This window comes from Alkalihalophilus lindianensis (assembly GCF_032843265.1).
GTDB lineage: Bacteria > Bacillota > Bacilli > Bacillales > Bacillaceae_D > Alkalihalophilus > Alkalihalophilus lindianensis.
Genome location: NZ_JAWJBA010000002.1, coordinates 33128 through 54806, shown reverse-complemented (window position 1 = coordinate 54806; position 21679 = coordinate 33128). Strand labels below are relative to the sequence as shown.

Annotated in this window: 24 protein-coding genes; 17 read left to right on the top strand and 7 right to left on the bottom strand. The window is 38.8% G+C overall.

Annotated elements, in window-relative coordinates; all coding sequences use genetic code 11:
- Positions 1 to 10: 10 nt before the first annotated feature.
- Positions 11 to 715, top strand: coding sequence for a stationary phase survival protein SpsC (spsC, locus tag RYX56_RS07000; RefSeq protein ID WP_317121375.1), 705 nt, complete (start codon positions 11 to 13; stop codon positions 713 to 715).
- A gap of 43 nt (positions 716 to 758) precedes the next feature.
- Here the strand turns inward: spsC and RYX56_RS06995 are convergent, their stop codons facing one another.
- Both RYX56_RS06995 and RYX56_RS06990 read right to left on the bottom strand, forming a co-directional pair.
- Positions 759 to 1571: a cobalamin-binding protein gene (locus RYX56_RS06995; RefSeq protein WP_317121374.1), complete on the bottom strand. Its 813-nt coding sequence runs from the start codon at positions 1569 to 1571 to the stop codon at positions 759 to 761.
- A gap of 64 nt (positions 1572 to 1635) precedes the next feature.
- Positions 1636 to 2112, bottom strand: a complete 477-nt coding sequence (locus RYX56_RS06990; RefSeq protein WP_317121373.1) for a divergent PAP2 family protein — start codon at positions 2110 to 2112, stop codon at positions 1636 to 1638.
- Positions 2113 to 2323: 211 nt separating this feature from the next.
- Between RYX56_RS06990 and RYX56_RS06985 the strand changes: the two genes are divergently transcribed.
- The 4 genes from RYX56_RS06985 to dctP all read left to right on the top strand — a co-directional run bounded on the left by RYX56_RS06985 (position 2324) and on the right by dctP (position 7096).
- A complete protein-coding gene (locus RYX56_RS06985; protein WP_317121372.1) occupies positions 2324 to 3826 on the top strand; it encodes a leucyl aminopeptidase in 1503 nt (500 codons plus the stop codon).
- Between the two features lie 338 nt (positions 3827 to 4164).
- A complete protein-coding gene (locus RYX56_RS06980) occupies positions 4165 to 4680 on the top strand; it encodes a TRAP transporter small permease (RefSeq protein WP_439108467.1) in 516 nt (171 codons plus the stop codon).
- Positions 4681 to 4709: 29 nt separating this feature from the next.
- Complete coding sequence (locus RYX56_RS06975; RefSeq protein ID WP_317121370.1) at positions 4710 to 5987, top strand: TRAP transporter large permease; 1278 nt, start codon at positions 4710 to 4712, stop codon at positions 5985 to 5987.
- 41 nt (positions 5988 to 6028) lie between these two features.
- The gene (dctP, locus tag RYX56_RS06970) at positions 6029 to 7096 is read left to right on the top strand and encodes a TRAP transporter substrate-binding protein DctP (protein WP_317121369.1); all 1068 of its coding nucleotides are present in this window, start codon (positions 6029 to 6031) and stop codon (positions 7094 to 7096) included.
- A 56-nt stretch (positions 7097 to 7152) separates the two neighbouring features.
- Here the strand turns inward: dctP and RYX56_RS06965 are convergent, their stop codons facing one another.
- Entirely contained in the window at positions 7153 to 7599 is a 447-nt protein-coding gene (locus tag RYX56_RS06965) for a hypothetical protein (protein ID WP_317121368.1), read from the bottom strand.
- Between the two features lie 192 nt (positions 7600 to 7791).
- Between RYX56_RS06965 and chrA the strand changes: the two genes are divergently transcribed.
- The 4 genes from chrA (at position 7792) to RYX56_RS06945 (ending at position 11316) form a co-directional block, all read left to right on the top strand.
- Positions 7792 to 8982: a chromate efflux transporter gene (chrA, locus tag RYX56_RS06960; protein ID WP_317121367.1), complete on the top strand. Its 1191-nt coding sequence runs from the start codon at positions 7792 to 7794 to the stop codon at positions 8980 to 8982.
- Positions 8983 to 9302: 320 nt separating this feature from the next.
- Entirely contained in the window at positions 9303 to 9683 is a 381-nt protein-coding gene (locus RYX56_RS06955; RefSeq protein WP_317121366.1) for a Na-translocating system protein MpsC family protein, read from the top strand.
- 120 nt (positions 9684 to 9803) lie between these two features.
- Positions 9804 to 10811, top strand: a complete 1008-nt coding sequence (locus RYX56_RS06950; RefSeq protein WP_317121365.1) for a sodium-dependent bicarbonate transport family permease — start codon at positions 9804 to 9806, stop codon at positions 10809 to 10811.
- Between the two features lie 16 nt (positions 10812 to 10827).
- Complete coding sequence (locus RYX56_RS06945; RefSeq protein WP_317121364.1) at positions 10828 to 11316, top strand: carbonic anhydrase; 489 nt, start codon at positions 10828 to 10830, stop codon at positions 11314 to 11316.
- Between the two features lie 44 nt (positions 11317 to 11360).
- Here the strand turns inward: RYX56_RS06945 and RYX56_RS06940 are convergent, their stop codons facing one another.
- Complete coding sequence (locus tag RYX56_RS06940; RefSeq protein ID WP_317121363.1) at positions 11361 to 12527, bottom strand: MFS transporter; 1167 nt, start codon at positions 12525 to 12527, stop codon at positions 11361 to 11363.
- A 127-nt stretch (positions 12528 to 12654) separates the two neighbouring features.
- Here RYX56_RS06940 and RYX56_RS06935 point away from each other — a divergent pair, with 127 nt between their 5' ends.
- Both RYX56_RS06935 and RYX56_RS06930 read left to right on the top strand, forming a co-directional pair.
- Entirely contained in the window at positions 12655 to 13413 is a 759-nt protein-coding gene (locus RYX56_RS06935; protein ID WP_317121362.1) for a TrmB family transcriptional regulator, read from the top strand.
- Positions 13414 to 13567: 154 nt separating this feature from the next.
- Positions 13568 to 14887: a Na+/H+ antiporter family protein gene (locus tag RYX56_RS06930; RefSeq protein WP_317121361.1), complete on the top strand. Its 1320-nt coding sequence runs from the start codon at positions 13568 to 13570 to the stop codon at positions 14885 to 14887.
- A gap of 38 nt (positions 14888 to 14925) precedes the next feature.
- Here RYX56_RS06930 and RYX56_RS06925 read toward each other — a convergent pair whose 3' ends face one another.
- Complete coding sequence (locus RYX56_RS06925; RefSeq protein ID WP_317121360.1) at positions 14926 to 15525, bottom strand: biotin transporter BioY; 600 nt, start codon at positions 15523 to 15525, stop codon at positions 14926 to 14928.
- Positions 15526 to 15692: 167 nt separating this feature from the next.
- Here RYX56_RS06925 and RYX56_RS06920 point away from each other — a divergent pair, with 167 nt between their 5' ends.
- Positions 15693 to 16133, top strand: coding sequence for an RDD family protein (locus RYX56_RS06920; protein ID WP_317121359.1), 441 nt, complete (start codon positions 15693 to 15695; stop codon positions 16131 to 16133).
- Positions 16134 to 16190: 57 nt separating this feature from the next.
- On the opposite strand, the gene hbs is transcribed toward RYX56_RS06920, so the two are convergent.
- Together hbs and RYX56_RS06910 are read right to left on the bottom strand one after the other, a co-directional pair.
- Complete coding sequence (gene hbs / locus RYX56_RS06915; protein ID WP_317121358.1) at positions 16191 to 16463, bottom strand: non-specific DNA-binding protein Hbs; 273 nt, start codon at positions 16461 to 16463, stop codon at positions 16191 to 16193.
- A gap of 93 nt (positions 16464 to 16556) precedes the next feature.
- Entirely contained in the window at positions 16557 to 17387 is an 831-nt protein-coding gene (locus RYX56_RS06910) for a YihY/virulence factor BrkB family protein (RefSeq protein WP_317121357.1), read from the bottom strand.
- Between the two features lie 150 nt (positions 17388 to 17537).
- Between RYX56_RS06910 and RYX56_RS06905 the strand changes: the two genes are divergently transcribed.
- From RYX56_RS06905 to RYX56_RS06880, 5 genes are all read left to right on the top strand, one after another.
- A complete protein-coding gene (locus RYX56_RS06905) occupies positions 17538 to 17939 on the top strand; it encodes a hypothetical protein (RefSeq protein WP_317121356.1) in 402 nt (133 codons plus the stop codon).
- Positions 17936 to 18358: a hypothetical protein gene (locus RYX56_RS06900; protein WP_317121355.1), complete on the top strand. Its 423-nt coding sequence runs from the start codon at positions 17936 to 17938 to the stop codon at positions 18356 to 18358. The genes RYX56_RS06905 and RYX56_RS06900 overlap by 4 nt, the downstream gene beginning before the upstream one ends.
- A gap of 100 nt (positions 18359 to 18458) precedes the next feature.
- Positions 18459 to 18932 carry an S-ribosylhomocysteine lyase gene (locus tag RYX56_RS06895; RefSeq protein WP_317121354.1) on the top strand — a complete coding sequence of 158 codons (474 nt, stop codon included), beginning with the start codon at positions 18459 to 18461 and terminating at the stop codon, positions 18930 to 18932.
- Positions 18933 to 19837: 905 nt separating this feature from the next.
- The gene (nhaC, locus tag RYX56_RS06885; RefSeq protein WP_317121353.1) at positions 19838 to 21286 is read left to right on the top strand and encodes a Na+/H+ antiporter NhaC; all 1449 of its coding nucleotides are present in this window, start codon (positions 19838 to 19840) and stop codon (positions 21284 to 21286) included.
- 35 nt (positions 21287 to 21321) lie between these two features.
- Entirely contained in the window at positions 21322 to 21573 is a 252-nt protein-coding gene (locus RYX56_RS06880) for a biotin/lipoyl attachment domain-containing protein (RefSeq protein WP_317121352.1), read from the top strand.
- Positions 21574 to 21679 lie beyond the last annotated feature (106 nt).

Genomic DNA, 21679 nt, shown 5'->3' with positions numbered 1-21679 from the left:
GGAGGAGATTATGAATACGTGGAAACAAATTGCTCGTAGGCTTATGATGACGACTCTATTTTTCACAGCACTCCTAACTACGTTTCAGACATTCTCAGGTGTAGGAGCAGCTGAACTGGGACGGTGGGTCTCTGAGCAAGCGACTTATGGCACACAGGAGTTAAAGAGAACAGCCATTCAGCATGTTGAAAAGAGGATGACCATATTTAAACGGGCCATTCCGACAATGCAAAGAGAAGAGCAAGCAATGTCAATAGAGGCAGTAAAAGCAGAGCCAGTTTCGCTAGAAGAAGCGATCGATTGGTCTCTTTACCCTTCTGAGCGAGTTGTTGCTACTGGATATACAGCAGGCTATGAGTCGACGGGTAAAAATCCAGGACACCCTGGATATGGGATTACCTATTCTGGGGTAGAGGTACATAGGGATTTGTATTCTACCATTGCTGCGGACCCAACTGTTTTTCCGATTGGTACAGTCCTTTTTATCCCAGGTTATGGCTATGGGGTGGTAGCTGATACAGGTTCAGCGATCAAAGGCCACATCATTGATTTATACTATGAAACAGTCGATGAAGTATTTAATAAGTGGGGCAAGCAAGAAATAGATGTGTATGTGATCGAGCGAGGCGATGGTAAGCTTACCCCTGAAGAATTTATGAGTTTAAATGAAGATGAAGCGGTTCAAGTATTTCGAAATGAAAAATCATATGAATAATAAAACCCTCGTGGCTTAAGTAGCTACGAGGGTTTTATTGTGATTAAGCCCTTTTTAAGAGCGGATCAACACCGTCGTCAGTTGGGAAATGTTCGGGATGAAGAATCGCTGCTAGCTTCTTGAGGCCAAGCAACAATCGTGGTGATGGACGACAATAGAGAGGTTCTTCAAGGACGTGCACGCGATTCTCTTTTATCGCGGATAACTCTGACCAGTTAGGCCGTTTTAACAAGAGTTCAGGTTTTACCTTTTTGGTTTGAACGCCGACCCAAGCAAGACAAATATGATCCGGATTTCGGTTATACACATCATCCCAATCTGTTTGAATACTTGCTTCTGCTCTGTCGATAAAGATATTTTCTCCACCAGCTAAAGCACTAATCTCAGTAAGCCAATTTACTTGACCTGGAGTGAAGACAGGTTTTGGCCACCACTCCCAATAGAGACGTTGTGTTGTAGTGGTAGAAGCTATCTCTCTGTAGTGCTCAATCATCGTGTGATAAGAAGAAACAAGATGATTTGCCAACGCATCTTGTCCTGCTCTTTGACCTAGATCAAGCAAGTCATCTGCAATCTCTGCTAATGATTGAGGGTTGTAAACGACGTGAGGAATCCCTCGTCGCTCTAGTTCTTCAATGTTTTTCTCCATTCCAGGCACACTGAGTGAGGCAAGGACGAGATCAGGTTCAAGAGATTCGAGCTTATCCATATTGATGGATAGGTCAGGTCCGAGTTTCGGGAGAGTGTGAACTTGCTCTGGCCAATCTGAAAAATCATCCACCCCTACTAGTTGGTCTATTAAACCTAAATAAGCGATAAGCTCCGTATTACTTGGACATATTGAAACGATACGCATGACGAACCCTCCTAAATATGGTAAAGAGCCTTCTTATTTAGAAAAGGCTCTTTGTTTTATATGCTTAGTGAATGATTGCGTGAAGGATTAACGTTAAGGCAATCCCCAATAATCCACCGAAGAAAACTTCAATTGGCTGATGGCCTAGAAGTTCTTTTAATTCTTTACGCTTTTCAATCTCTTCTTTTTTAGGCCATGATTTTACTTCTGATACTAATTTATTAAAATCCGTCACAAGTTGGTTTAATACTGTGGCGTGATAACCTGCGTGCCTGCGTACACCTGTCGCATCAAACATCACTATGATACCGAAAACAGCACAAACAGCAAAAATAGTAGAATCCATTCCGTGCTCTATTGCTACAGCAGTGGAAAGAGCCGTTACGGCTGCTGAATGAGAACTTGGCATTCCTCCAGTACTCGTAAACAAAGTCCAATCAAACTTCCTAGTTGGGAGGAATGCGAGTGGAATCTTAATGAATTGAGCAAAGAAAATGGCAAATAGCGCTGCCCAAAGCGGAAAATTGTGAAAAATCTCCATAAATATGTACTTCCTTTCTATATCAGCACGAACACCAAAAAAGAATCAAACCGTGCAAAATCTTCACTACAAGTGAATTTTATTATACCATACTATACCCAATTCGTTGCTTACTGAACATAGAAAGTTATGCTTCGGATATCGAAATAGTATGAGGATCATGTATACTAGAGAAAGCGATTCATTTTAAAAAATTAGAGGAGAGTGTGACATGTTTAAAGTAAATACTTCATTACTTAGCGAATCAAAGCACGATATTATTGCTATAGGCGCTTTTGAGAAGAAGCTTTTAGGGGGAACAGCTAAGAAAGTAGATGAGCTAGTTGGGGAACAGCTTTCTAGTTTAAAGAAGAACGGCCGACTTCAAACGAAGCGAGGAGTTATTACACCTATTTACACGCTTGGTCAAATGGAGACCGAAGTTATTTATGTAGTTGGACTTGGTAAGGAGAATGAGTTAGATGCAGAAGCTTTACGAGAAGTATTTGGAGCTATAGGGAAAAAAGCAACAGAAGAACGCGCTAAAACACTTGCTTTCGGTTTAGATAGCTTTCAATCTGAAGCTGCACATATAGAAGATCTTGCCGTTTTAGCCGGAGAATCACTTGCTCTTAGTACATATAAAGTAGCCGATTACAAAGAAAAAACGAACCAAGTCGATATTGAGTTAGAAGAAGTCACTTTTTACGCAGAGGACTCAACTGATGCATTAGTGGAAGCGGCTACATGTGGCTATACTTATGGTAAAGGGGCAAATCGTGCTCGTGCATTAATTAACACACCAGGGAACTTATTAACACCAACTGAACTTGCTAAAGAGGCAAAAGAACTTGCTGATAAGCATGGCTTTGAGATTGATGTGCTTGAAAAAGAAGACATGGAGAAACTTGGGATGGGAGCCCTTCTAGCTGTTGCAGCAGGGAGTGACGAGCCCCCTAAGATGATCGTCTTAAAATACCAACCTAAAGAAACTTGGGATGATGTGTTAGGGTTTATCGGCAAAGGCTTAACATTTGATTCAGGTGGGATCTCGATTAAACCACGTGAGAATATGCATCAGATGAAAATGGATATGGGGGGCGCTGCCGCTGTCCTTGGTGCGATGGACATCATTGGAGAAACCAAGCCAGATGTAAATGTACTCGCGGTCATTCCGTCCTCAGAAAATATGTTAAATGGTTCGGCCCTTAAACCAGGTGATGTGATACGGGCAATGGATGGAAAGACGATTGAAGTGCGTAATACGGATGCGGAAGGTCGTCTTATTTTAGCTGATGGAGTGGCTTATGCTAAGCAATTAGGGGCAACAAGTTTAGTGGATGTAGCGACACTAACTGGTGCAGTTTTAATTGCTTTAGGTGACTGTACAACGGGTGCGATCACAAATAATGAAAGTTTGATGGAGGAGTTACTTGAAGCTTCCGTTGAAACAGGCGAGTGGATTTGGCGCCTACCAAACTATAAACCATATCGTGATATGCTGAAATCAAGTGATGTGGCAGATTTAAACAATGCTCCAGGACGTTTAGCAGGGAGTATTACAGCTGGCTTATTTATCGGAGAATTCGCAGGGGAAACACCTTGGGTTCATCTAGATATTGCTGGAACTGCTTGGAACGCAAAGCCTCATAACCTTTGCCCATTAGGGGGAACAGGAGTCATGGCTCGTACCCTTGCTCAGCTTGCACTCAATCGTGAAGTAGAAACAGAATAATATTAGTTGAGCATCCTTCTAAATGAGGGATGCTCTTTTTGCATTGAAGTGCTAATCTGCTACTAATCTCATGAAATATCGCATCACTATGTAAATGTATGGGTCTAATTTACTTGGTGAATGACTGAATATCCGAATATTTCGGCGATGTGCTTAGCATATAGACAGCTCATATGGTATATCTTTCCTCATCCTATCTCAGACTCTCTTAACAAGGAATATAAGCAGATATCACGTTTGTGATGGGAAGTTGTTTCCAGTATGATTTTTAGTAAGTGATTCTTTTTTATTCTTTTTCAAGGTTTTACAAATGAATTCAGAGGGGAGTGGATGTGTGCTTGAACGTCATACGAAAACTTGATTACGGGTTGATGAAGCTAGAGGAATACATTTTAAGTTATTCCATCATTCTCATTGCCGTTATGGTTGTAGGAAATGTGTTAAGTCGTTCAATAATGGGGAGTAGTTGGTCGTTTGCCAATGAAGTGAGCCAAATGGCTGTCATAATCGCAACGTTTGTTGGGATTAGTTATGCTGCTAGAAAGGGCCGACATATTAGCATGTCTGCATTTTTTGATTTAGCGCCATACCCCATTAGAAAAGGTTTAGCCATCTTCATTCCAGCCGTCACAGCAGTGATCCTTTTTATCTTAGCTTTTTATTCATACGGATACTTTTTATCTGTACATGCTACAGGTCGAGTGACAACTTCGATGCAAATGCCTGTGTACATGATGGCGATTTTCTTGCCGATTGGATTTACATTAGGTGGTATTCAATTCTTACGTAATATGTGGATTAATATTAAAGAAAAAGAAGTCTATCTAGCTCAAGATAAAAAAGATTACTCGTAATCAATACAAATAGATTGTGAGGAATAGCCATGGTAGCAACAATGTTAACGGTGATGATTGTCTTATTAGCTCTTGGGTTTCCAATGATGATCCCTATGCTTGCAGCTTCAGTTGTCGTCATCATCTTCTTCCTGCCAAATGTTGATCCTATTTTTTTAGTTCAACAAATGATGGAGGGAATCTCGTCTTATGTGCTATTAGCGGTTCCGTTGTTTATCTTTGCAGCTGACATTATGTCAACAGGAAAAACATCGAAACGGCTATTAGATTTTGTAGGCTCGTTTGTGGGTCATGTTCGCGGAGGGTATGCCATTACCACTGCCGCAGCTTGTACATTGTTTGGGTCTATTTCAGGTTCTACCCAAGCAACGGTAGTAGCGATTGGTAAACCAATGAGAAAGCGCCTATTGTCAGTAGGTTACAAAGATTCAAGTGCGATTGCTTTAATCATTAATGCAAGTGATGTTGCACTGCTGATTCCGCCAAGTATTGGCATGATTATTTACGCATTAGCAGCACCTAACGTATCTGTCGGGGATCTATTTATCGCAGGTATAGGTCCTGGTATTTTAATCTTCATGATGTTTGCGATTTATAGCTACATCCATGCCCGAATTTTCAATATTCCGCTAGGTGAAAAATTGAGTTGGAAAGATCGAGGGAAAACAACAGTTCGTGCCCTGTTCCCACTTGGATTTCCAGTCATTATCGTCGGTGGGATCTATTTCGGTTATTTTAGTCCAACCGAAGCAGCTGGAATTTCGGTATTATATGCGTTGATTTTAGAAGTCCTTATTTTCCGTTCGATTAAGATCTTTGATGTTCCAAAGATTGCTTTATCAACGGGACTTGTGACGGCAGCGGTCTTCATTTTAGTAGCAGCAGGTCAAGCATTTTCATGGCTGATCTCCTATGCTAGGATTCCTAGGCTGTTAACTGAGACCTTTATTCCTGCTGATCCAACAGCCTTACAAGTATTACTGATTGTGGCGATCTTCTTCTTTATCGGTTGTATGTTTGTTGATCCAATTGTTGTGATCTTGATTTTGACTCCTATTTTTTATCCTGTTGCTATTCAAGCAGGGGTAGACCCTATTCATTTAGGAGTTGTTATTGTATTCCAAGCAGCCTTAGGTTCAGCCACACCACCATTTGGAGTCGATATTTTTACCGCGAGTGCTGTGTTTAATAAGTCATACTTAGATGTTATTCGTGGAACACCGCCATACATTATCATGTTATTAATTGCTTCAATATTAATCATATTATTTGAGGATATATCGCTATTCCTACTTCGGTTTATGTGATGATCCTTTCATAAATAGAACAAAAAAACAGGGGGTATTTGATGTTTTTTAAAAAGAGAAATGTGCTATCGATTGCTATGGCTTCTGCTTTGACTCTAGGACTGGCTGCATGTGGAAGTGACGATGCAAGTTCAGACGAGGGTGGCGCAGATGGAGAGACTTATGACTGGCGCTTTGTCGTTGAGGAGACTGAAGGGCAGGTTCAGTATGAATATGCTCAAGAATTTGCTGAGCTATTAAATGAAAAGACGGATGGACAAGTTAATATCGACGTATATGATTTTGGATCACTTGGTAGTGAAGTTGACCAAGTTGAAGGTGTACAGCAAGGAATGTTTGAATTAGGAATCATTTCACCAGGCTTTACTGGCGGACTTGTGGCAGAAGGTCAAGTATTCTCTCTACAATTCTTGTTCCCAGATGATCAAGAAGTGACACAAGAAATTTTTAATACGAGTGAAGCATTGAACACTCATTTAGTAGAATTATATGAAGCACAAAACTTAAAGCCACTTGCATTCATGTCAGAGGGTGCAATGCAATGGACAGGTAACCGTGAGCTTCGTACACCGGATGACTTTAACGGCTTTAAAATGCGTACACAGAGCTCTCCTTTAATGCTTGAAACATACGGTGCTTATGGTGCAGATCCATCCCCACTTAGCTGGTCAGAGCTTTATGTATCACTTGATCGTGGTGTAGTAGATGGACAAGAAAACCCTATCTTCTTCATTGAAGATGCTTCTTTCCATGAGGTTCAAGATCATATGACAATTTCAAACCACAATACGTATGTTGCGATGGTGACGATTAACCCTGGTATCTATAATGATTTACCAGATGACATCCGTACGGCACTAGATGAGACGGTAGAAGAAATGCGTCCTCGTGGGTTTGAAATTCAAGAACAGTTAAATGAAGAGTTACTTGATTCGATTGTTAATGATACAGATAACCCAACAGAGGTTATTGAATTAACAGAAGAAGAACGTGAAGCGTTCCGCGATCTTCAATTACCAATTCGTGACTTCTTCCGTGATGAAATCATTGGAGACGAAGGTCGCGAAATGTTTGATCTTCTACTTGAAGAAATTGCAGAGCATGAATAAGTGATAAGCAAAGAAGCTAGGACATTAATGTCCTAGCTTCTTCTTTATCGTTTTGATTAATGAACGGAAAGGAAACCAACGATCATGAAACTAATAGTCGAAGCTGCTGCTAAAACAGCAAAAACAAGAATGAACCTCTTGAAATGAGTAACCTCCATGAAGCCCCTCGTTAGTTCATCAATAATAAAAAAGGCTAAAGCGGCAAATACGGCAACATACCCTAAAGAAGAATCCCATAGTCCGAATAAAGCGACGAGTCCAACGTGAATGAAAAGAGAAACGAAACCACGTATTATTGAATTGGTCATGTGACGTGTTAGCATTTCAGCAAGAATGGATACTGGCAAGAGATAAAAAAGAATACCTAAAATAGCAAATAAGGAAACGAAATACCATGCTTCAAAAAAGCCATTAAATTGTTCCCAGGAAGTGATGTAAGATGAGCCGATTAAGACCACTAGAAAAATAGTCAGGCTTGCTACTTGAAGTTTACGTTTGATCATTCGGATGTCCTTTCACTTGTTAGATAATTATATGAATATCCTATCACTCAAATTGTTGCCAAACAATGATACAAGGTAAGGAGTAAAGAAATAGACAATATTAAGAGAATGTAAAGGTTGAGTGATGAGGTTGAGTACAGGGTTTACATAGTGTTACATTTATATTGACTAGATCATGAAAAGGGGTTAAAGATGAGTCAGAGAAATCAATGGAATTTTAAAACATTATTTGAATTATTACTAATCTCCACAAAATTAGGTTTCACCTCTTTTGGTGGTCCTGTAGCACACTTAGGGTACTTCCATCAGGAATATGTCAGAAAGCGTAAATGGATGGATGAGAAAAGTTACGCAGACCTTGTTGCACTTGCTCAATTTTTACCTGGCCCAGCTAGTAGTCAGGTCGGTATTGGGATTGGGGTAGTGAGGGCTGGGGTCATAGGCGGCATCGTTTCTTTTATTGGCTTTACTCTTCCTTCGGTTATCGCGCTGATTTTGTTTGCTTTGCTTCTACAAAGTTTTGATATAGGAGATGCTGGATGGATTCATGGCTTGAAGATTGTGGCTGTAGTGGTCGTAGCCCATGCAATCTTAGGTATGGCTAAAAATCTGACTCCCGATGTGAAAAGGAAGACGATTGCCCTTCTTGCATTAATGGGGACGCTTCTATGGCAAACAGCTTTTACTCAAGTAGGAGTGATTTTAGTTGCTGCGTTGATCGGCTTTATCCTTTATAAAGATCATCAAGAAGTGGATGTAGCCAAAATGACTTTTCCGATCAGTAAACGTTTTGCAACCATCTGTTTAACGCTATTTTTTGGTTTATTAATCGTGTTACCGATTTTCCGAGAAGTTACAGCTGTTGGCTGGGTCGCGATGTTTGATAGTTTTTACCGTGCAGGGTCACTCGTCTTTGGTGGAGGCCATGTTGTGTTACCGCTTTTAGAACGGGAATTCGTGCCAACAGGTTGGGTAAGCGAAGAGGCCTTCCTCGCAGGGTACGGGGCTGCTCAAGCCGTGCCAGGGCCGTTGTTTACATTTGCTGCTTATCTTGGTGCGGTAATGAACGGTTGGCAAGGTGGATTGCTAGCTACCGTTGCGATTTTCTTACCAGCGTTTTTGCTTATTTTAGGTGCCCTACCGTTCTGGGATGCATTGCGTCGTCATGATCAGGTCAGAGGAGCGTTAATGGGTGTAAATGCTGCTGTAGTTGGAATTTTGATCTCAGCTTTCTATCAACCTATATTTATAAGCTCGATCTTATCATCAATCGATTTTGCTTTTGCTGCGCTATTGTTTACGATGCTTGTCTACTATAAGATTCCACCATGGATCATCGTAGTAACAGGAGCATTAGGTGGAGCTCTTATGGCATTTTTATAAGGTGTATATTGGCTATTTCTTTTTTGTAACACTTGAGTAAAGTCAGCTGTAAAATTAAATAAGTTTTTTGAAAATTATGTTGACACGATTATTGATTAACTGTAAGATATGAATAATTAAATAGCCGAGAGATTTCTCGTTTTTAACTTCGAATAGGATAGGGACTTTAGCAGGCAGTTAATAAATCAATTTATTGGCTGAGTGAAAAAGTAACTCTTACATAGCGAAGGAAAAAATAAAATAAATCGGTATATTTCTTAACTAGAGGTGATTCTAGTTGAGGGATATACCGTTTTTTGTTATAGGAAAAGGGGAGAACTATGGAAAATAAAACAAAGGGCGGTCTTGAAGCAGAAATCAGTAAAGCCTTGACCCAATGGGAGAAAGATTATCTTGGTCGAGGATCTGTATCAGTTAAGACGGATATTTTGCGCGATATGATTATAGTAAACTTGCTTGGAATATTAACTCCTGCGGAATATTCCCTTTGTGAATCGAAAGAGGGAATGTTATCGATAAAAAGACTGAGAGCCCATTTAATTGAGTCTGGTAAAGACGGGCTAATGGAAATTGTTCTGAGAATCACTGGTGAACAAGTGAAGAGTTTTCATACGGATATTAGTACGACTACAGGTGAGAGGGTAATGGTTTTCAAACTTTTTGGTAACTTTGAAAAGAAATTGATGGGAAAAGATTTATAGGAATGGGAGGTCTTTAGAAGCCTATCTTGGTAGCTGAAGATAAACCGACAACTTTTAGAATTCATTAAAATGGATTCTGAAATTGTCGGTTTTTTTATTGGAAGAAAGGAGGAATTTTTAATGTCTGAGATCATTATCGGAAATTTATTATCACCAGCAGTTCTATTTTTCCTTTTAGGAATAATAGCAGCTATATGTAAATCAGATCTGAAATTCCCAAAAGGGATAAGTGAAGCGTTAAGTATTTATTTATTACTTGCTATTGGTATTAAAGGAGGGATTGAACTTTCGAAGTATTCGATTGAGGAGGTGTTTGTCCCTATTATAGGGGTTTTATTCTTAGGATTTAGTATCCCGATTTTTACCCTATTAATCTTACGCTTTATCAAATTAGATTTAGAAAATTCAATTGGTTTAGCAGCTACTTATGGATCTGTGAGTATTGTTACGTACGGGGCGGCAGTGTCCTTCCTTGACAAAATTGGCACACCTTATGAAGGATTCATGAATGCATTAGTTGCTCTAATGGAAAGTCCTGCCATCCTGCTATCCTTGATATTACTAAAGGTGCTAGAAAAGAACAAGCAGTTGGCAGGTATTTCACCTTCTCAAAGTATGGGAATAATTTCGTCTTCTCCTTGGATAGATAAAGAAGTAATTAAAGAAAGTCTCTTTGGAAAGAGTATCTTATTGTTAATTGGGAGTTTATTAATAGGGCTTGTACTTGGCGAAGGGGCTATCCCAATGGTGAAACCTTTATTTATTGATTTATATGGTAGTGTATTAATTTTATTTTTATTAAATATGGGGTTAATAGCGGGAGAGCGTATCCCTGAAGTGAAGAAGTATGGAGTGAAATTACTCTTATTTGGATTATTATCACCACTATTGTTTGGGTCTTTAGGAGTTTTGGTTGGGACCTATATAGACCTTTCTCTAGGAGGTGCGACCTTAATGGGGGTACTAGCAGGAAGTGCTTCATATATTGCAGCTCCAGCAGCATTAAAAACGTCTGTACCAAATGCAAACCCTTCTATCTATTTAGGTTTGGCATTAGGCGTTACTTTCCCGTTTAACTTAATCGTTGGAATACCCATTTATTTTGAAATGGCTAAATTCATGCAATAAGAGGAGGAACAGAAAGATGAAACGTACAGTGGTAGAAAAAAAAGCGTTAGTCATCACTAGTCTACAAGGGGATTTGGATCCAACCATTCTATTAATAACTAAGAGAAAGCCTGAAGAATTAATGATCATCAATACTTTTGGAGGTCTAATTTCTCAACCTTATGGATGTATAATTAGGAGTATAATAATGGCAGCTTACTACGAAAATATAAAAGAAATTTATGTAATAGGTGAGGAAACTAATCATGAATATGCTGTTAATGCTAAAGATCTTTTAAAGAAAATTAGTGATGCAGGGATCGCTGAAAAAACGATCGAAACACTCGATTATATTAAAGTTGTAGAAAAAAATATAGAAACGTGGTTAATTGGGCCGCAGGATATTAAAGAGATTATTAAGAAAAATATAGAGCTTATCCAAAAACATCCTCTAATGCCCCAATCAATAAATGTGTTTGGCTTTATAACAAATAGTGAAGCTAAAGAGTTTACAGCTATAAAATGAAGCGAGCTACCTCCTGGGAGGTAGCTCGTTTTTTATGGTTTAGCCTAAGCTGCAGTCGTCGATACTGTCTTATCTTTTCTTCGCTTCATAGACATCACAACGACCCCTAACGAAAGGAGAACGAACACTCCTCCAACAGTGGCATTCATTTCGACCGACGATTGCTCAATGACAATTCCACCGATCATCGAACCAAAGGCAATTCCAAAGTGAAGAGCTGAGTTATTCAGACTTTGCTGAATATCAGATGTTTCAGGAGCTGTTTCAATCAAATAGCTTTGAATGGCTGGAGTAATTGCCCAGCTTAACATGCTCCAAATCACCATCACAAGAAGGAATAGTGGAAGGACGGACGTAGTATAAGGGATCGTGAAAATTGAAATCGCGAATGCGATAATGACAGCGACGATCGTTGGTTTTGTACCGTAGCGGTCAGAGAGCATACCACCGACACCACCTCCAATAATTGCTGCAACCCCAAAGATTAAGTACATGATACTAATCCACGTGCCATCCATGCCCATCGTCATCCTTAAAAATGGCGTTAAATAAGCATATAACGTTAAATGTCCAGCTAGAAAAAGAAATGAAGTTAATTGAATCAATAAGATTTTTCGGTTCTTTAATGTTTGCAGTTGTTTCTTAATAGAGATACCCGGCTTAGGTTGGATGCGATCCATTAAGAAGTAAACGCCAATAAAGGACAGGGCAGCTAAAGCTGTAATCATAATAAATGGTGCTCTCCAGCCAAAGGCGTTTCCTAGCATCAGCCCTGCAGGGACACCTAGAACTAAGGAAGCACTAATCCCCATAAATACAATTCCAATTGCTCGAGCTCGGTATTGCTCTGTAACAATATTCGAAGCAATCGTTACACATAAAGCAATTAATAATGCTCCACTCATCGCGGAAATGACTCTTGCGATAAGTAACATCATATAACCTGTACTTAACACAGCGAGCAGGTTGGCAAAAAAGAAGACAACTAACGCAATTAACGTAAGCTTCTTTCTCTCCACTTTTGCAGTAGCGGTTAATAAGATCGGCCCAAATATTGCAAACACAAGCGAGAAAATCGAAATAAGCATCCCAACTTGGCCGAGAGTCACGCCTAAGTCAAAAGCAACTAAATCGAGAATCCCACCTAAAATTAATTCTACTAATCCAACAACGAACGAAACAATCGTTAATAAGTATACTCGTTTATCCATGAAAACACCTCTTTATATAGTTACCACTAGAAGAGTAACATTAAAAAAGAAAAGAAACAAGAACAAATTTAATCGAGCATTTGAGTGTGCTATGATAAACATAATGATGGTAGAAGGGGAATCAATCATGCTCCAACAATTTGGTTTTACACAATATGAAAGTCAAGTTTACACCTCACTGATCACGGTGAATCAACCTTTAGATGCTACAGCGATCGTAAAGCGTTCAGGTGTACCACGATCAAAAGTATATGAAGTGCTTCGTCGCTTAAGTGAAAAAGGAATGGTACTTGAAGCCACTGTAGAAAAAAAGCGGCTTTATAACGCATTGCCACTAGAATCAATGATTGAAAAATTAAAAGCGGACTTTGAATCGAATATTGAGGAGTTGCGGAAGATTGAAGTGGAGGAAGTAACGACCGATGATCGGGTCTGGATGCTTAAAGAAAATCAATCGATTCAGTCTCTGATCTTAGAGTTATCTGAGAAAGCTCAGGAATCGATCTATATATCCGGTTGGGCGGATGATCTTGTACATTACCTATCTACTTTAGAAGAGAAATATGAAGCGGGAGTAGAGGTAACCATTCATGCGATTGGAGAAATACACACTTCGATCCACGCCGTTTCTACCTTAATTCCAGATCAACAACATAATACATTAGAGAGAAGTAGAATTTTAATTGTTGATCAAAAAGAAATGGTGTTTGCAGGTATTGAAGAAGCAAGCTGGCAAGCCATTCGTACACAGTCGCCACCTTTGGTTAAGTTTTTTACTGAATTTTTCTATCATGATGTGGCATTAACGAAGATCACTCAACGGTACAAAGAAACCGTTATGGCAGACCAAGATATTAGAGAAATTTTATTGAAATTACGCTATTAATGATCAGCACTCAGGATATAGACTGAGTGTTTTTCTTTATCGCTTTATCACATGAAAGAAATGCATTGACAACGATATTAGTAGAATGATAATGTATACGTATGTTTTAGTTCATTAGTGATTTAATTAGATAAAGGATTAGGGGTTGAATACGATGAATGCAGTGTTAATAGCGGTCATCGTCATGCTTGTTTTAAGCTTAGTGCGTGTGCATGTAGTCCTTGCCTTAACCATTGGAGCATTAATTGGTGGGTTTGTAGGGGGACTTGGGCTTGAGCAAACGGTGGCGGTGTTTAGTGATGGTTTAGGAGGCAGTGCAACTGTCGCATTGAGTTATGCATTACTTGGTGCATTTGCTGTAGCCATTGCAAGAACAGGTTTGCCAGATGTCATGGTAAACACAGTGATAAAGTTTGTAGGTCGTGAGGGAGATACAGAGAAACAGGTCTTATCTAAGGTCTTTATTTTCTTTTCTATTCTAATCATTTCTTGTTTCTCTCAAAATGTAATTCCAATTCATATTGCTTTTATTCCGATTTTAATTCCACCGATTTTAAAGGTACTTAATCGATTAGGTGTTGATCGTCGAGCGATTGCCACCATTATTACATTTGGATTAACGGCACCTTATATCTTCTTACCATTTGGTTTCGGTGCTATTTTCCACGGAATTGTTGCCGATAATATGGCTGAAAGTGGTCTTGCTATAGATCTTGGAGATATTCCAGTGGCAATGGCGATTCCAACAGCAGGTCTTGTTCTCGGTTTAATCGTCGCTGTATTTGTTACGTACCGCAAACGTCGTAGCTATGAGGATCGTCCAATTATTGGAGAAGCGATTGAGCAAACACCTTATACGACATGGTCTATAACAGCTGCTATTCTAGCAGTCCTTGCTACACTAGTTGTACAACGCATTTCTGACTCAATGATTATCGCTGGGTTAGCAGGAATTGTAATCTTACTAGTGAGTGGCGCGCTTAAATGGAAGGAAGCAGATGATGTTGTAACAAACGGTATGAAGATGATGGCTTTCATCGGATTCGTTATGCTTGCTGCTTCAGGATTTGCTGCTGTGATTCGTGAAACAGGTCATGTTGAATTATTAGTCGATCAAGTTTCAGGTATTTTAGGAGATAGTAAGGGAGTGGCAGCTCTTCTAATGCTTATCGTTGGCTTGTTCATTACGATGGGTATTGGTTCATCTTTCTCCACAGTACCAATCATCGCCACATTATTCGTTCCACTAGGGCTAGCAGTTGGCCTTAGTCCGCTCGCTATTATTGCTTTAATTGGAACAGCAGGGGCACTTGGTGATGCCGGTGCGCCAGCTTCTGATAGTACGCTTGGACCAACAGCTGGTTTAAATGCAGATGGGCAACATAATCATATTTGGGATACATGTGTACCAACTTTCTTACACTTTAATATTCCACTTCTCATATTTGGATGGGTTGCTGCAATGATCTTATAAGACGTTAAAACCCCCTCAGGTCGAGGGGGTTTTAACTTTTATGAAGCTAATTTTTTTTGAAGAGGATTGGAATTTTTATTAACAGTATGATAAATCCTTGAAGCTAATACAGCGGCAAAAATAGTGAGAATTATATCTTTAATCAACGGTGTAACCATCCATGCCCAAGCCATGCTGTATGTGATCGCATCAAGTTCTGCGATGAATTGATAAGCAAAATACATATAGTTTGTGCCGAATACATAGTTTATTGTAAGGCCAACAAAGCAGGCAATCATAAAGGTTGAAACAGACTTTTTACTACTTGCTTCAATGATCTTACCTACTACAAAAGCAAGAATAATAAATGAGATCAAGAAACCAAAAGTAGGGCTCACGAGTGAGCTTAAGCCACCACGGAATTGAGCAAATACGGGAAAGCCAGCTAGTCCAATAAGAAGATAGATAAGCATAGAAAGAGCTCCACGTCTGCTTCCAAGCAAGGCACCGGCTAGAGTGGCAAATAAAGTTTGGAGGGTTATAGGAACCCCACCAATTACTAAAAAAGATGTTACATTGGCTCCAATAGCCATTAAAGCTGCAAACATTGGAATTAATACAAGTTCAATTGTGCTGAAATAACGAGTACGTCCTGACATATGTCCACCTCTTGTTGTTGTGTAGTTAACAATAGAATAATCTGAACATTCTTCTATGTCAACTTATTATTTGTTTGATGTTGACATAGAGGTATTGTTAGAGAGGATGCTTAATTAATGGTATAATGGAAAATGTTTGATTTACAGACTTGAAAGGGGATATTCTCATGGTTAATCAACCAGCTGGATTTTGGATCCGTTTTGGGGCTTCGATTTTAGATGGTCTTTTGCTTGGGTTAATAGGAATAATTATTGCAGCAATTTTAAATTTCTCAGAAAATGGTCAGCTTATCTTTGATTCAATTGTACAATTAGGTTACCTATTGATTCTGCCAGTATTGTGGTATGGTTACACGATTGGAAAGAGAATCTGCGGCATTCGCATTGTTAAAATGGATGGAAGTAATGTAGGATTTGGTACGATGCTTTTAAGAGTACTTGTAGCGGGCTTTGTTTACGTCATTACACTAGGAATTGCCTACATTGTATCTGCTTTTATGGTAGGGCTTAGAAAAGATAAGCGTAGTATTCATGATATAATAGCAAACACATATGTGACGTATCAGAAGGCAGACAGCAACGATAATCCATACCAAATAGAAAACTGAACATAAAAAGGCATGAACCATAACATATGGTTCATGCCTTTTCTGTCATGATATAGCTTACTTAACTGCATCTTTAAGCTGTTTACCGGCTTTAAATGCTGGTGTTTTAGTTGCTGGAATATCAATCTCTTCGCCTGTTTGCGGATTACGACCTTTTCTTGCAGCACGCTCGCGGACTTCGAAGTTTCCAAAGCCGATTAATTGTACAGTATCACCTTTTGACATCGTTTCTGAAATGACATCAAATACCTCATTTACTGCATTTCCAGCATCTTTTTTTGATAACTGAGTACGTTCTGCTACTTCATTAATTAGTTCTGTTTTATTCATTTTCTCTCAACTCCTCTAAATTCATCGTCCTGCCAATCTGATACAAGCATTGACTGTTTTGAACTTTTTATACATGTTTTTAGTGAATGGTTATTATTTCTGTATTCTTGCCTCTTTTTTCTGATGAAAGATTGTTGCATTGATCTCGCCACCTATGATAATGATCAGGCCAGTGAGGAAAAACCAAAGCATCAAAATAATCACTCCACCTAAACTTCCATAAGTAGCTGAATAGTTCCCGAAGTTTGTCACGTAAAAAGAAAAAGCAAGAGAAATAATTTGCCACCCTATAGTAGCACTTAATGCCCCAATTATGACATGTCTAAACTTCAATTTCACATTTGGTGCTGCCCAATACAAAAACATAAGTACAAGTGTCATTAAAACAATCCCAATAATCCAGCGTAACAAATTGAGAAATTCAGCCGTTTCAGGTGGTACGGCAAAGAAATATTCCAGGCCATTAATGATTAGCTTACCGAATACAGGGAGAAGCAGGGTGGTTACAACAACAAAGATCATACAAAGAGTGAGCAAAATCGATAGCAATCGTAACGATAGGAAGTTCCTTGTTTCCTCAATGTTATAGGCTCTATTAATAGCCCGGATCAGTGCATTAATACCATTTGAAGCAGACCACATAGCTGCTAACACACCGAAAGAGAGTAATCCACCTTGAGGTTGGCTTATGACTTCTAAAATCGTTGAACCAAATAATTCAGCTAAGTCACTTGGTACGTAGTCATATATGATTTGATAGACTTGATCGATATTTAACTGGAAGTAAGGGAGTAGTGCAATCATAAAAATAAGAAGTGGAAAAATGGATAGCATGAAATAATAAGCAAACGTTGCTGCCCAGTCAGGTATCGGGTCTGTCTTTAATTGCTCCATAAAGTACTTCATAAATGAGTTTTTTTTCATAGTAAGATCCCTTCTAGTAGGAGTCGCATTAATATTGTTGATCTCTGCTCTATTAATTTTCGCTTAGTATTCATTATTCCCCTGCTTAACCCTAGTCAAAACCATGTATAATAAATACTTGGATACAAATGAAAGGGAAGGGGTTTGAAAATGAGTCGTACGAAATTTTTATTAAGGACTTCTGCTATTTATGCGTTGATTGGTACCTTCATGGGTTCACATATGGCGGGGGCAGGCTCGATGTTGCTTAGAGCAATCCATGCCCATATTTTAGTGGTAGGGTGGCTCTCATTATTTGCTTTTGCTATTTTCTACCGTGTCTATCCAATTCCAAAGAACTCTAAGTTAGCAACGATTCAAGTGTGGACAGCCTTTATAGGGGCGTTTGGACTAACAAGTGGGATGTACATTTACTACATCAAACCTGATTTTATTCCAGAAATCGTTCAGCTATTGTTCTACATTATTGGGGGAACGGTCTTGGTTGTAAGTTTTATCTTATTTACAGTAATGACGTTTGTTCATAGCAAAGGAATGACGGATAAAGAATGAAAACATATATTGCACAAGAACCAAAATTACTTTGGACGATTCTCTTTTTTATGGCTATGACCTACGCCTATGCACTTGATGGTCCTTCTGAATACTTGGCTTATGTAGGGATGGCATTTAGTTTAGCCGCTCTTACCACACGCTATCACTTAACAGTCTCTGAGGACACGCTTTCGATGACGGTGAAAGTAGTCGGAGTCACGCTCCGCCATAAAAAAATGGAAGCTAAAGAGATAAGCAAGGTGCACCAAATTATCGCTGGTACAAAGGTCATTTTTATTATGAGTGGGAATAAAGGTGAAGAAATGAAACTACATCGTTTTAAGCCGGATTCATTTGAGCAGGAAATAGAGAGGTTTGTTACACATCATCAATTAACAATCAAACAAACCGTGACAAAACCAAGAAAAGAAGAATGATATAATCAGAAAATTTACGCAAATACTTAGACATCTTCATTCTCATTCGTTATACTTTAGTCAATTGCTAAAAGGAGCAAATGAGGAGGAGTTATAGATTATGCCAACTGTTGAAAGTTTTGAGTTAGATCATACCATTGTAAAAGCACCTTTTGTTCGTCATTGTGGAAAACATGATGTGGGGACGGATGGCGAAATAAATAAGTTCGATATTCGTTTTTTTCAGCCTAATAAGCAAGCGATGAAGCCAGACGTGATCCACACGATGGAGCATTTACTTGCTCTTAATATTCGTCGGTTTGCAGAAGACTATGATCATTTTGATGTCATTGACCTTTCTCCAATGGGGTGTCAGACTGGTTTTTATTTAATTATGAACGGAGCACCATCCGTTGATGAAATCATTGATGTACTCGAGAAAACAATGAAGTACTCAAAAGAGCTAGAAGAAGTTCCTGCTGCTACAGAAAAGCAATGTGGACAAGCGAAACTTCACGACTTAAAAGGTGCAAAGAAATTAATGGAGTATTGGCTAGAACAAGATAAAGCAAGTTTAAGAGAAGTGTTTGCGTGAATTTATTAAGAGCATGAGGATTCCCCCTCATGCTCTTTTTTGATGAAATTTATGTCATTGGCACAAAAGAGCCAGAGACTGACCAGTAGAAGAAAATCCAGTTGCTACTTTCATACCACCTCAACCAGCTGAGGCAATTGAAACTCAAAAAGGGAAAACATTCAGTATAATGTCTACAGCTTATACAAGAGGTTGTGAAGGCTGCATTGGAATTACTAAAATGGGCATCGACCTAAACTAAAACCCCGATCAAAAAGTGATTGCTGTAGACCCGGAAGTCATTCCATTAGGGACAAGGGTGTATGGAGAAGCAATAAAAGGCATGTTAATAGATGTGTATATGCAATCTTTTATAGTCGTATTTCCTAATATTTTATCACCGTCATGATGATTTTGATGATGTGCTCATCCTCATCATTGAAGAAGGGCATTTCTTAGGTTTGCCGATTTAATTGTGTACGCTACTGGTAATGGTTAATGTCGAAGTGGTTGAAGAGATGGATTGGAATCGTACTTTTAGTTTCATAATGTAATGAAAAACGGACACAATTGTAAGTTTTAGTTGCGGCATATAGTAAAGAACCTCCTTAAATTGCTACATTTATTGTACTAGGAGGGACTGCGTGTTTATATGCGTTGTTTGATTGGGGGCTTACTACTTTTCGCGTAAATAAAAAACTGTCATTAGGTGTATTACGTTGTTGGTACAGTTTAAAAGTATAAGTAATATAAAACTATTAAGTATGAGTATAGGAATAATTTATGCATAGATGGGTAAGTTAAAGCGAAATGTTATCAGAAAAGTTTGAAAAGAAGGCATTTTGGTATTGGCACTAAATTTGCAATATGTAAATAGGACATGTTTTTAAGCGTGAAAATTTCAACAAAAAGGAGAGGGGAAGTTTATGAACGAAAGTAACCGAAAAAACACTGTGAAATCTCCATCGCTTATGGTTGCAATGATTCCAATAGTCTTCATGATTGTATCCTTATATGTCGGAATTGCATTACTTGACTTGGATGCTCATATTCCATTGTTAATAAGTGGTGTAGTTGCAGCATTTATTGCTTTATGGCTAGGACATACTTGGGGAGATCTGGAGAATTCCTTTTTAAATACAGTTAGGTTATCTTTACAGGCCGTAATTATTTTACTCATCATTGGATCCATTATAGGTACTTGGATAGCAGCGGGGATTGTACCGACAATGGTATATTATGGATTGGATTTATTGTCGCCAACATATTTTCTTGTTTCAGCTTGTGGTATATCCTGTGTAATTGCCCTAGCGTCAGGGAATGCTTGGACCGCAGCAGGGACAATTGGGATCGCCATAATGGGGATTGGTGAAGGTTTAGGAATGAACTTAGCTATGGTTGCTGGTGCTGTTATTTCAGGCGTTTATTTTGGGGATAAAGTATCTCCACTTTCAGAAACGACAAATATGGCTCCGGGTATTACGGGTGTAGAGCTATTTGAACACATTAAACACATGATGTACACAACAATACCAGCTCTAATAATATCGTTAATATTATTCACAATTATTGGGTTTCAATTTTCTGGAGTTCAGACTAGTATGGAAGAAATTCAAAGTTTGCAACATCAATTAAGTGAGATCTTTGTTGTAACACCATGGTTGTTAAGTGCTCCAGCGCTCGTTATCACGATGATGGCTTTTAGAATGCCTGCGATCCCAGCTCTTACCATGGGGACATTGATCGGTGTTATTTTTGCTATCGGTTTTCAGGGAATGAATGCAGGAGATGCGTTTAGTGTTATATACTATGGATTCTCTATGGAAGTGGGAGTTGAAGTAGTAGGTAACCTGTTAAACAATGGCGGAATGGAAAGTATGATGTATACGGTTTCATTAATATTAATTGCTATGGCTTTTGGTGGAATCTTAGAAAAAGCAGGGATACTGGAGGCAGTTGTACTGGCTTTATTAAAGTTTGCTAAAAATACTGGAAGTTTAATCGCTTCTACCGTTGCCACGTGTATTGCAACAAATATCATTGCATGTGATCAATACCTGTCCATCATACTACCCGGTCGCATGTTTTCAAAGGCGTATCAAAATAAAAATCTACACCCCAAAAACTTATCAAGGACTATTGAGGATGCTGGGACAATGACTTCACCACTAGTTCCGTGGAACACCTGCGGAGCCTTTATGTACGGTACTCTAGGTGTATCAGCACTAAGTTATGCCCCATTTGCTTTTTTGTGTATTATCAGTCCGATTATGGCCATTATTTATGGGTTTTTGAACTATAAAATAGAGTATTTACCAATAGATTCTACTGAAAATGAACATGCGGAATTTCAAAAAAAAGTGGAAGTGTATTGAAGATGTTAGGAAAAAAGAATGAAAGGAGAATTACGTTGAACTACTGTGAATTAATAACCAGTCCTTACTACGGTGTAGTAGAGGAAATTTGTATTCAACAGGGAAGTTTAATATCTGAAGGGGGATCGTTATTTTATATTCGAATTCAAGATGATACGATCGCTAGTATTTCAATTGGGATAAATGGACGTGTTCAGTCAATTGAAGTCAGTAAGGGAGAAGATGTTATTCCAGGGATGGTTCTAGCCTGTGTTGAAACCGAATTTTTCTCCGCAGAAAGAGACTAATTCTTTTTTTGAAAATAGAAGTTAAATAAATAATATACTTCTCTTACTTTGTCCTTCTTACCTATCTACTAAATTACTGATATACTTATCTATTATATGTATTACT

Excerpts from the sequence above, each read along its gene's own strand:
- RYX56_RS06930 (WP_317121361.1), top strand. The coding sequence starts at position 13,568 with ATGAATGCAGTGTTAATAGCGGTCATCGTCATGCTTGTTTTAAGCTTA.
- RYX56_RS06985 (WP_317121372.1), top strand. The coding sequence starts at position 2,324 with ATGTTTAAAGTAAATACTTCATTACTTAGCGAATCAAAGCACGATATT.
- hbs (WP_317121358.1), bottom strand. The coding sequence starts at position 16,463 with ATGAATAAAACAGAACTAATTAATGAAGTAGCAGAACGTACTCAGTTA.
- RYX56_RS06950 (WP_317121365.1), top strand. The coding sequence starts at position 9,804 with ATGTCTGAGATCATTATCGGAAATTTATTATCACCAGCAGTTCTATTT.
- RYX56_RS06995 (WP_317121374.1), bottom strand. The coding sequence starts at position 1,571 with ATGCGTATCGTTTCAATATGTCCAAGTAATACGGAGCTTATCGCTTAT.
- RYX56_RS06895 (WP_317121354.1), top strand. The coding sequence starts at position 18,459 with ATGCCAACTGTTGAAAGTTTTGAGTTAGATCATACCATTGTAAAAGCA.
- RYX56_RS06965 (WP_317121368.1), bottom strand. The coding sequence starts at position 7,599 with ATGATCAAACGTAAACTTCAAGTAGCAAGCCTGACTATTTTTCTAGTG.
- RYX56_RS06920 (WP_317121359.1), top strand. The coding sequence starts at position 15,693 with ATGGTTAATCAACCAGCTGGATTTTGGATCCGTTTTGGGGCTTCGATT.
- RYX56_RS06925 (WP_317121360.1), bottom strand. The coding sequence starts at position 15,525 with ATGTCAGGACGTACTCGTTATTTCAGCACAATTGAACTTGTATTAATT.
- chrA (WP_317121367.1), top strand. The coding sequence starts at position 7,792 with ATGAGTCAGAGAAATCAATGGAATTTTAAAACATTATTTGAATTATTA.
- RYX56_RS06940 (WP_317121363.1), bottom strand. The coding sequence starts at position 12,527 with ATGGATAAACGAGTATACTTATTAACGATTGTTTCGTTCGTTGTTGGA.
- RYX56_RS06910 (WP_317121357.1), bottom strand. The coding sequence starts at position 17,387 with ATGAAAAAAAACTCATTTATGAAGTACTTTATGGAGCAATTAAAGACA.
- RYX56_RS06905 (WP_317121356.1), top strand. The coding sequence starts at position 17,538 with ATGAGTCGTACGAAATTTTTATTAAGGACTTCTGCTATTTATGCGTTG.
- RYX56_RS06900 (WP_317121355.1), top strand. The coding sequence starts at position 17,936 with ATGAAAACATATATTGCACAAGAACCAAAATTACTTTGGACGATTCTC.
- spsC (WP_317121375.1), top strand. The coding sequence starts at position 11 with ATGAATACGTGGAAACAAATTGCTCGTAGGCTTATGATGACGACTCTA.
- RYX56_RS06975 (WP_317121370.1), top strand. The coding sequence starts at position 4,710 with ATGGTAGCAACAATGTTAACGGTGATGATTGTCTTATTAGCTCTTGGG.
- RYX56_RS06945 (WP_317121364.1), top strand. The coding sequence starts at position 10,828 with ATGAAACGTACAGTGGTAGAAAAAAAAGCGTTAGTCATCACTAGTCTA.
- RYX56_RS06935 (WP_317121362.1), top strand. The coding sequence starts at position 12,655 with ATGCTCCAACAATTTGGTTTTACACAATATGAAAGTCAAGTTTACACC.
- dctP (WP_317121369.1), top strand. The coding sequence starts at position 6,029 with ATGTTTTTTAAAAAGAGAAATGTGCTATCGATTGCTATGGCTTCTGCT.
- nhaC (WP_317121353.1), top strand. The coding sequence starts at position 19,838 with ATGAACGAAAGTAACCGAAAAAACACTGTGAAATCTCCATCGCTTATG.
- RYX56_RS06990 (WP_317121373.1), bottom strand. The coding sequence starts at position 2,112 with ATGGAGATTTTTCACAATTTTCCGCTTTGGGCAGCGCTATTTGCCATT.
- RYX56_RS06955 (WP_317121366.1), top strand. The coding sequence starts at position 9,303 with ATGGAAAATAAAACAAAGGGCGGTCTTGAAGCAGAAATCAGTAAAGCC.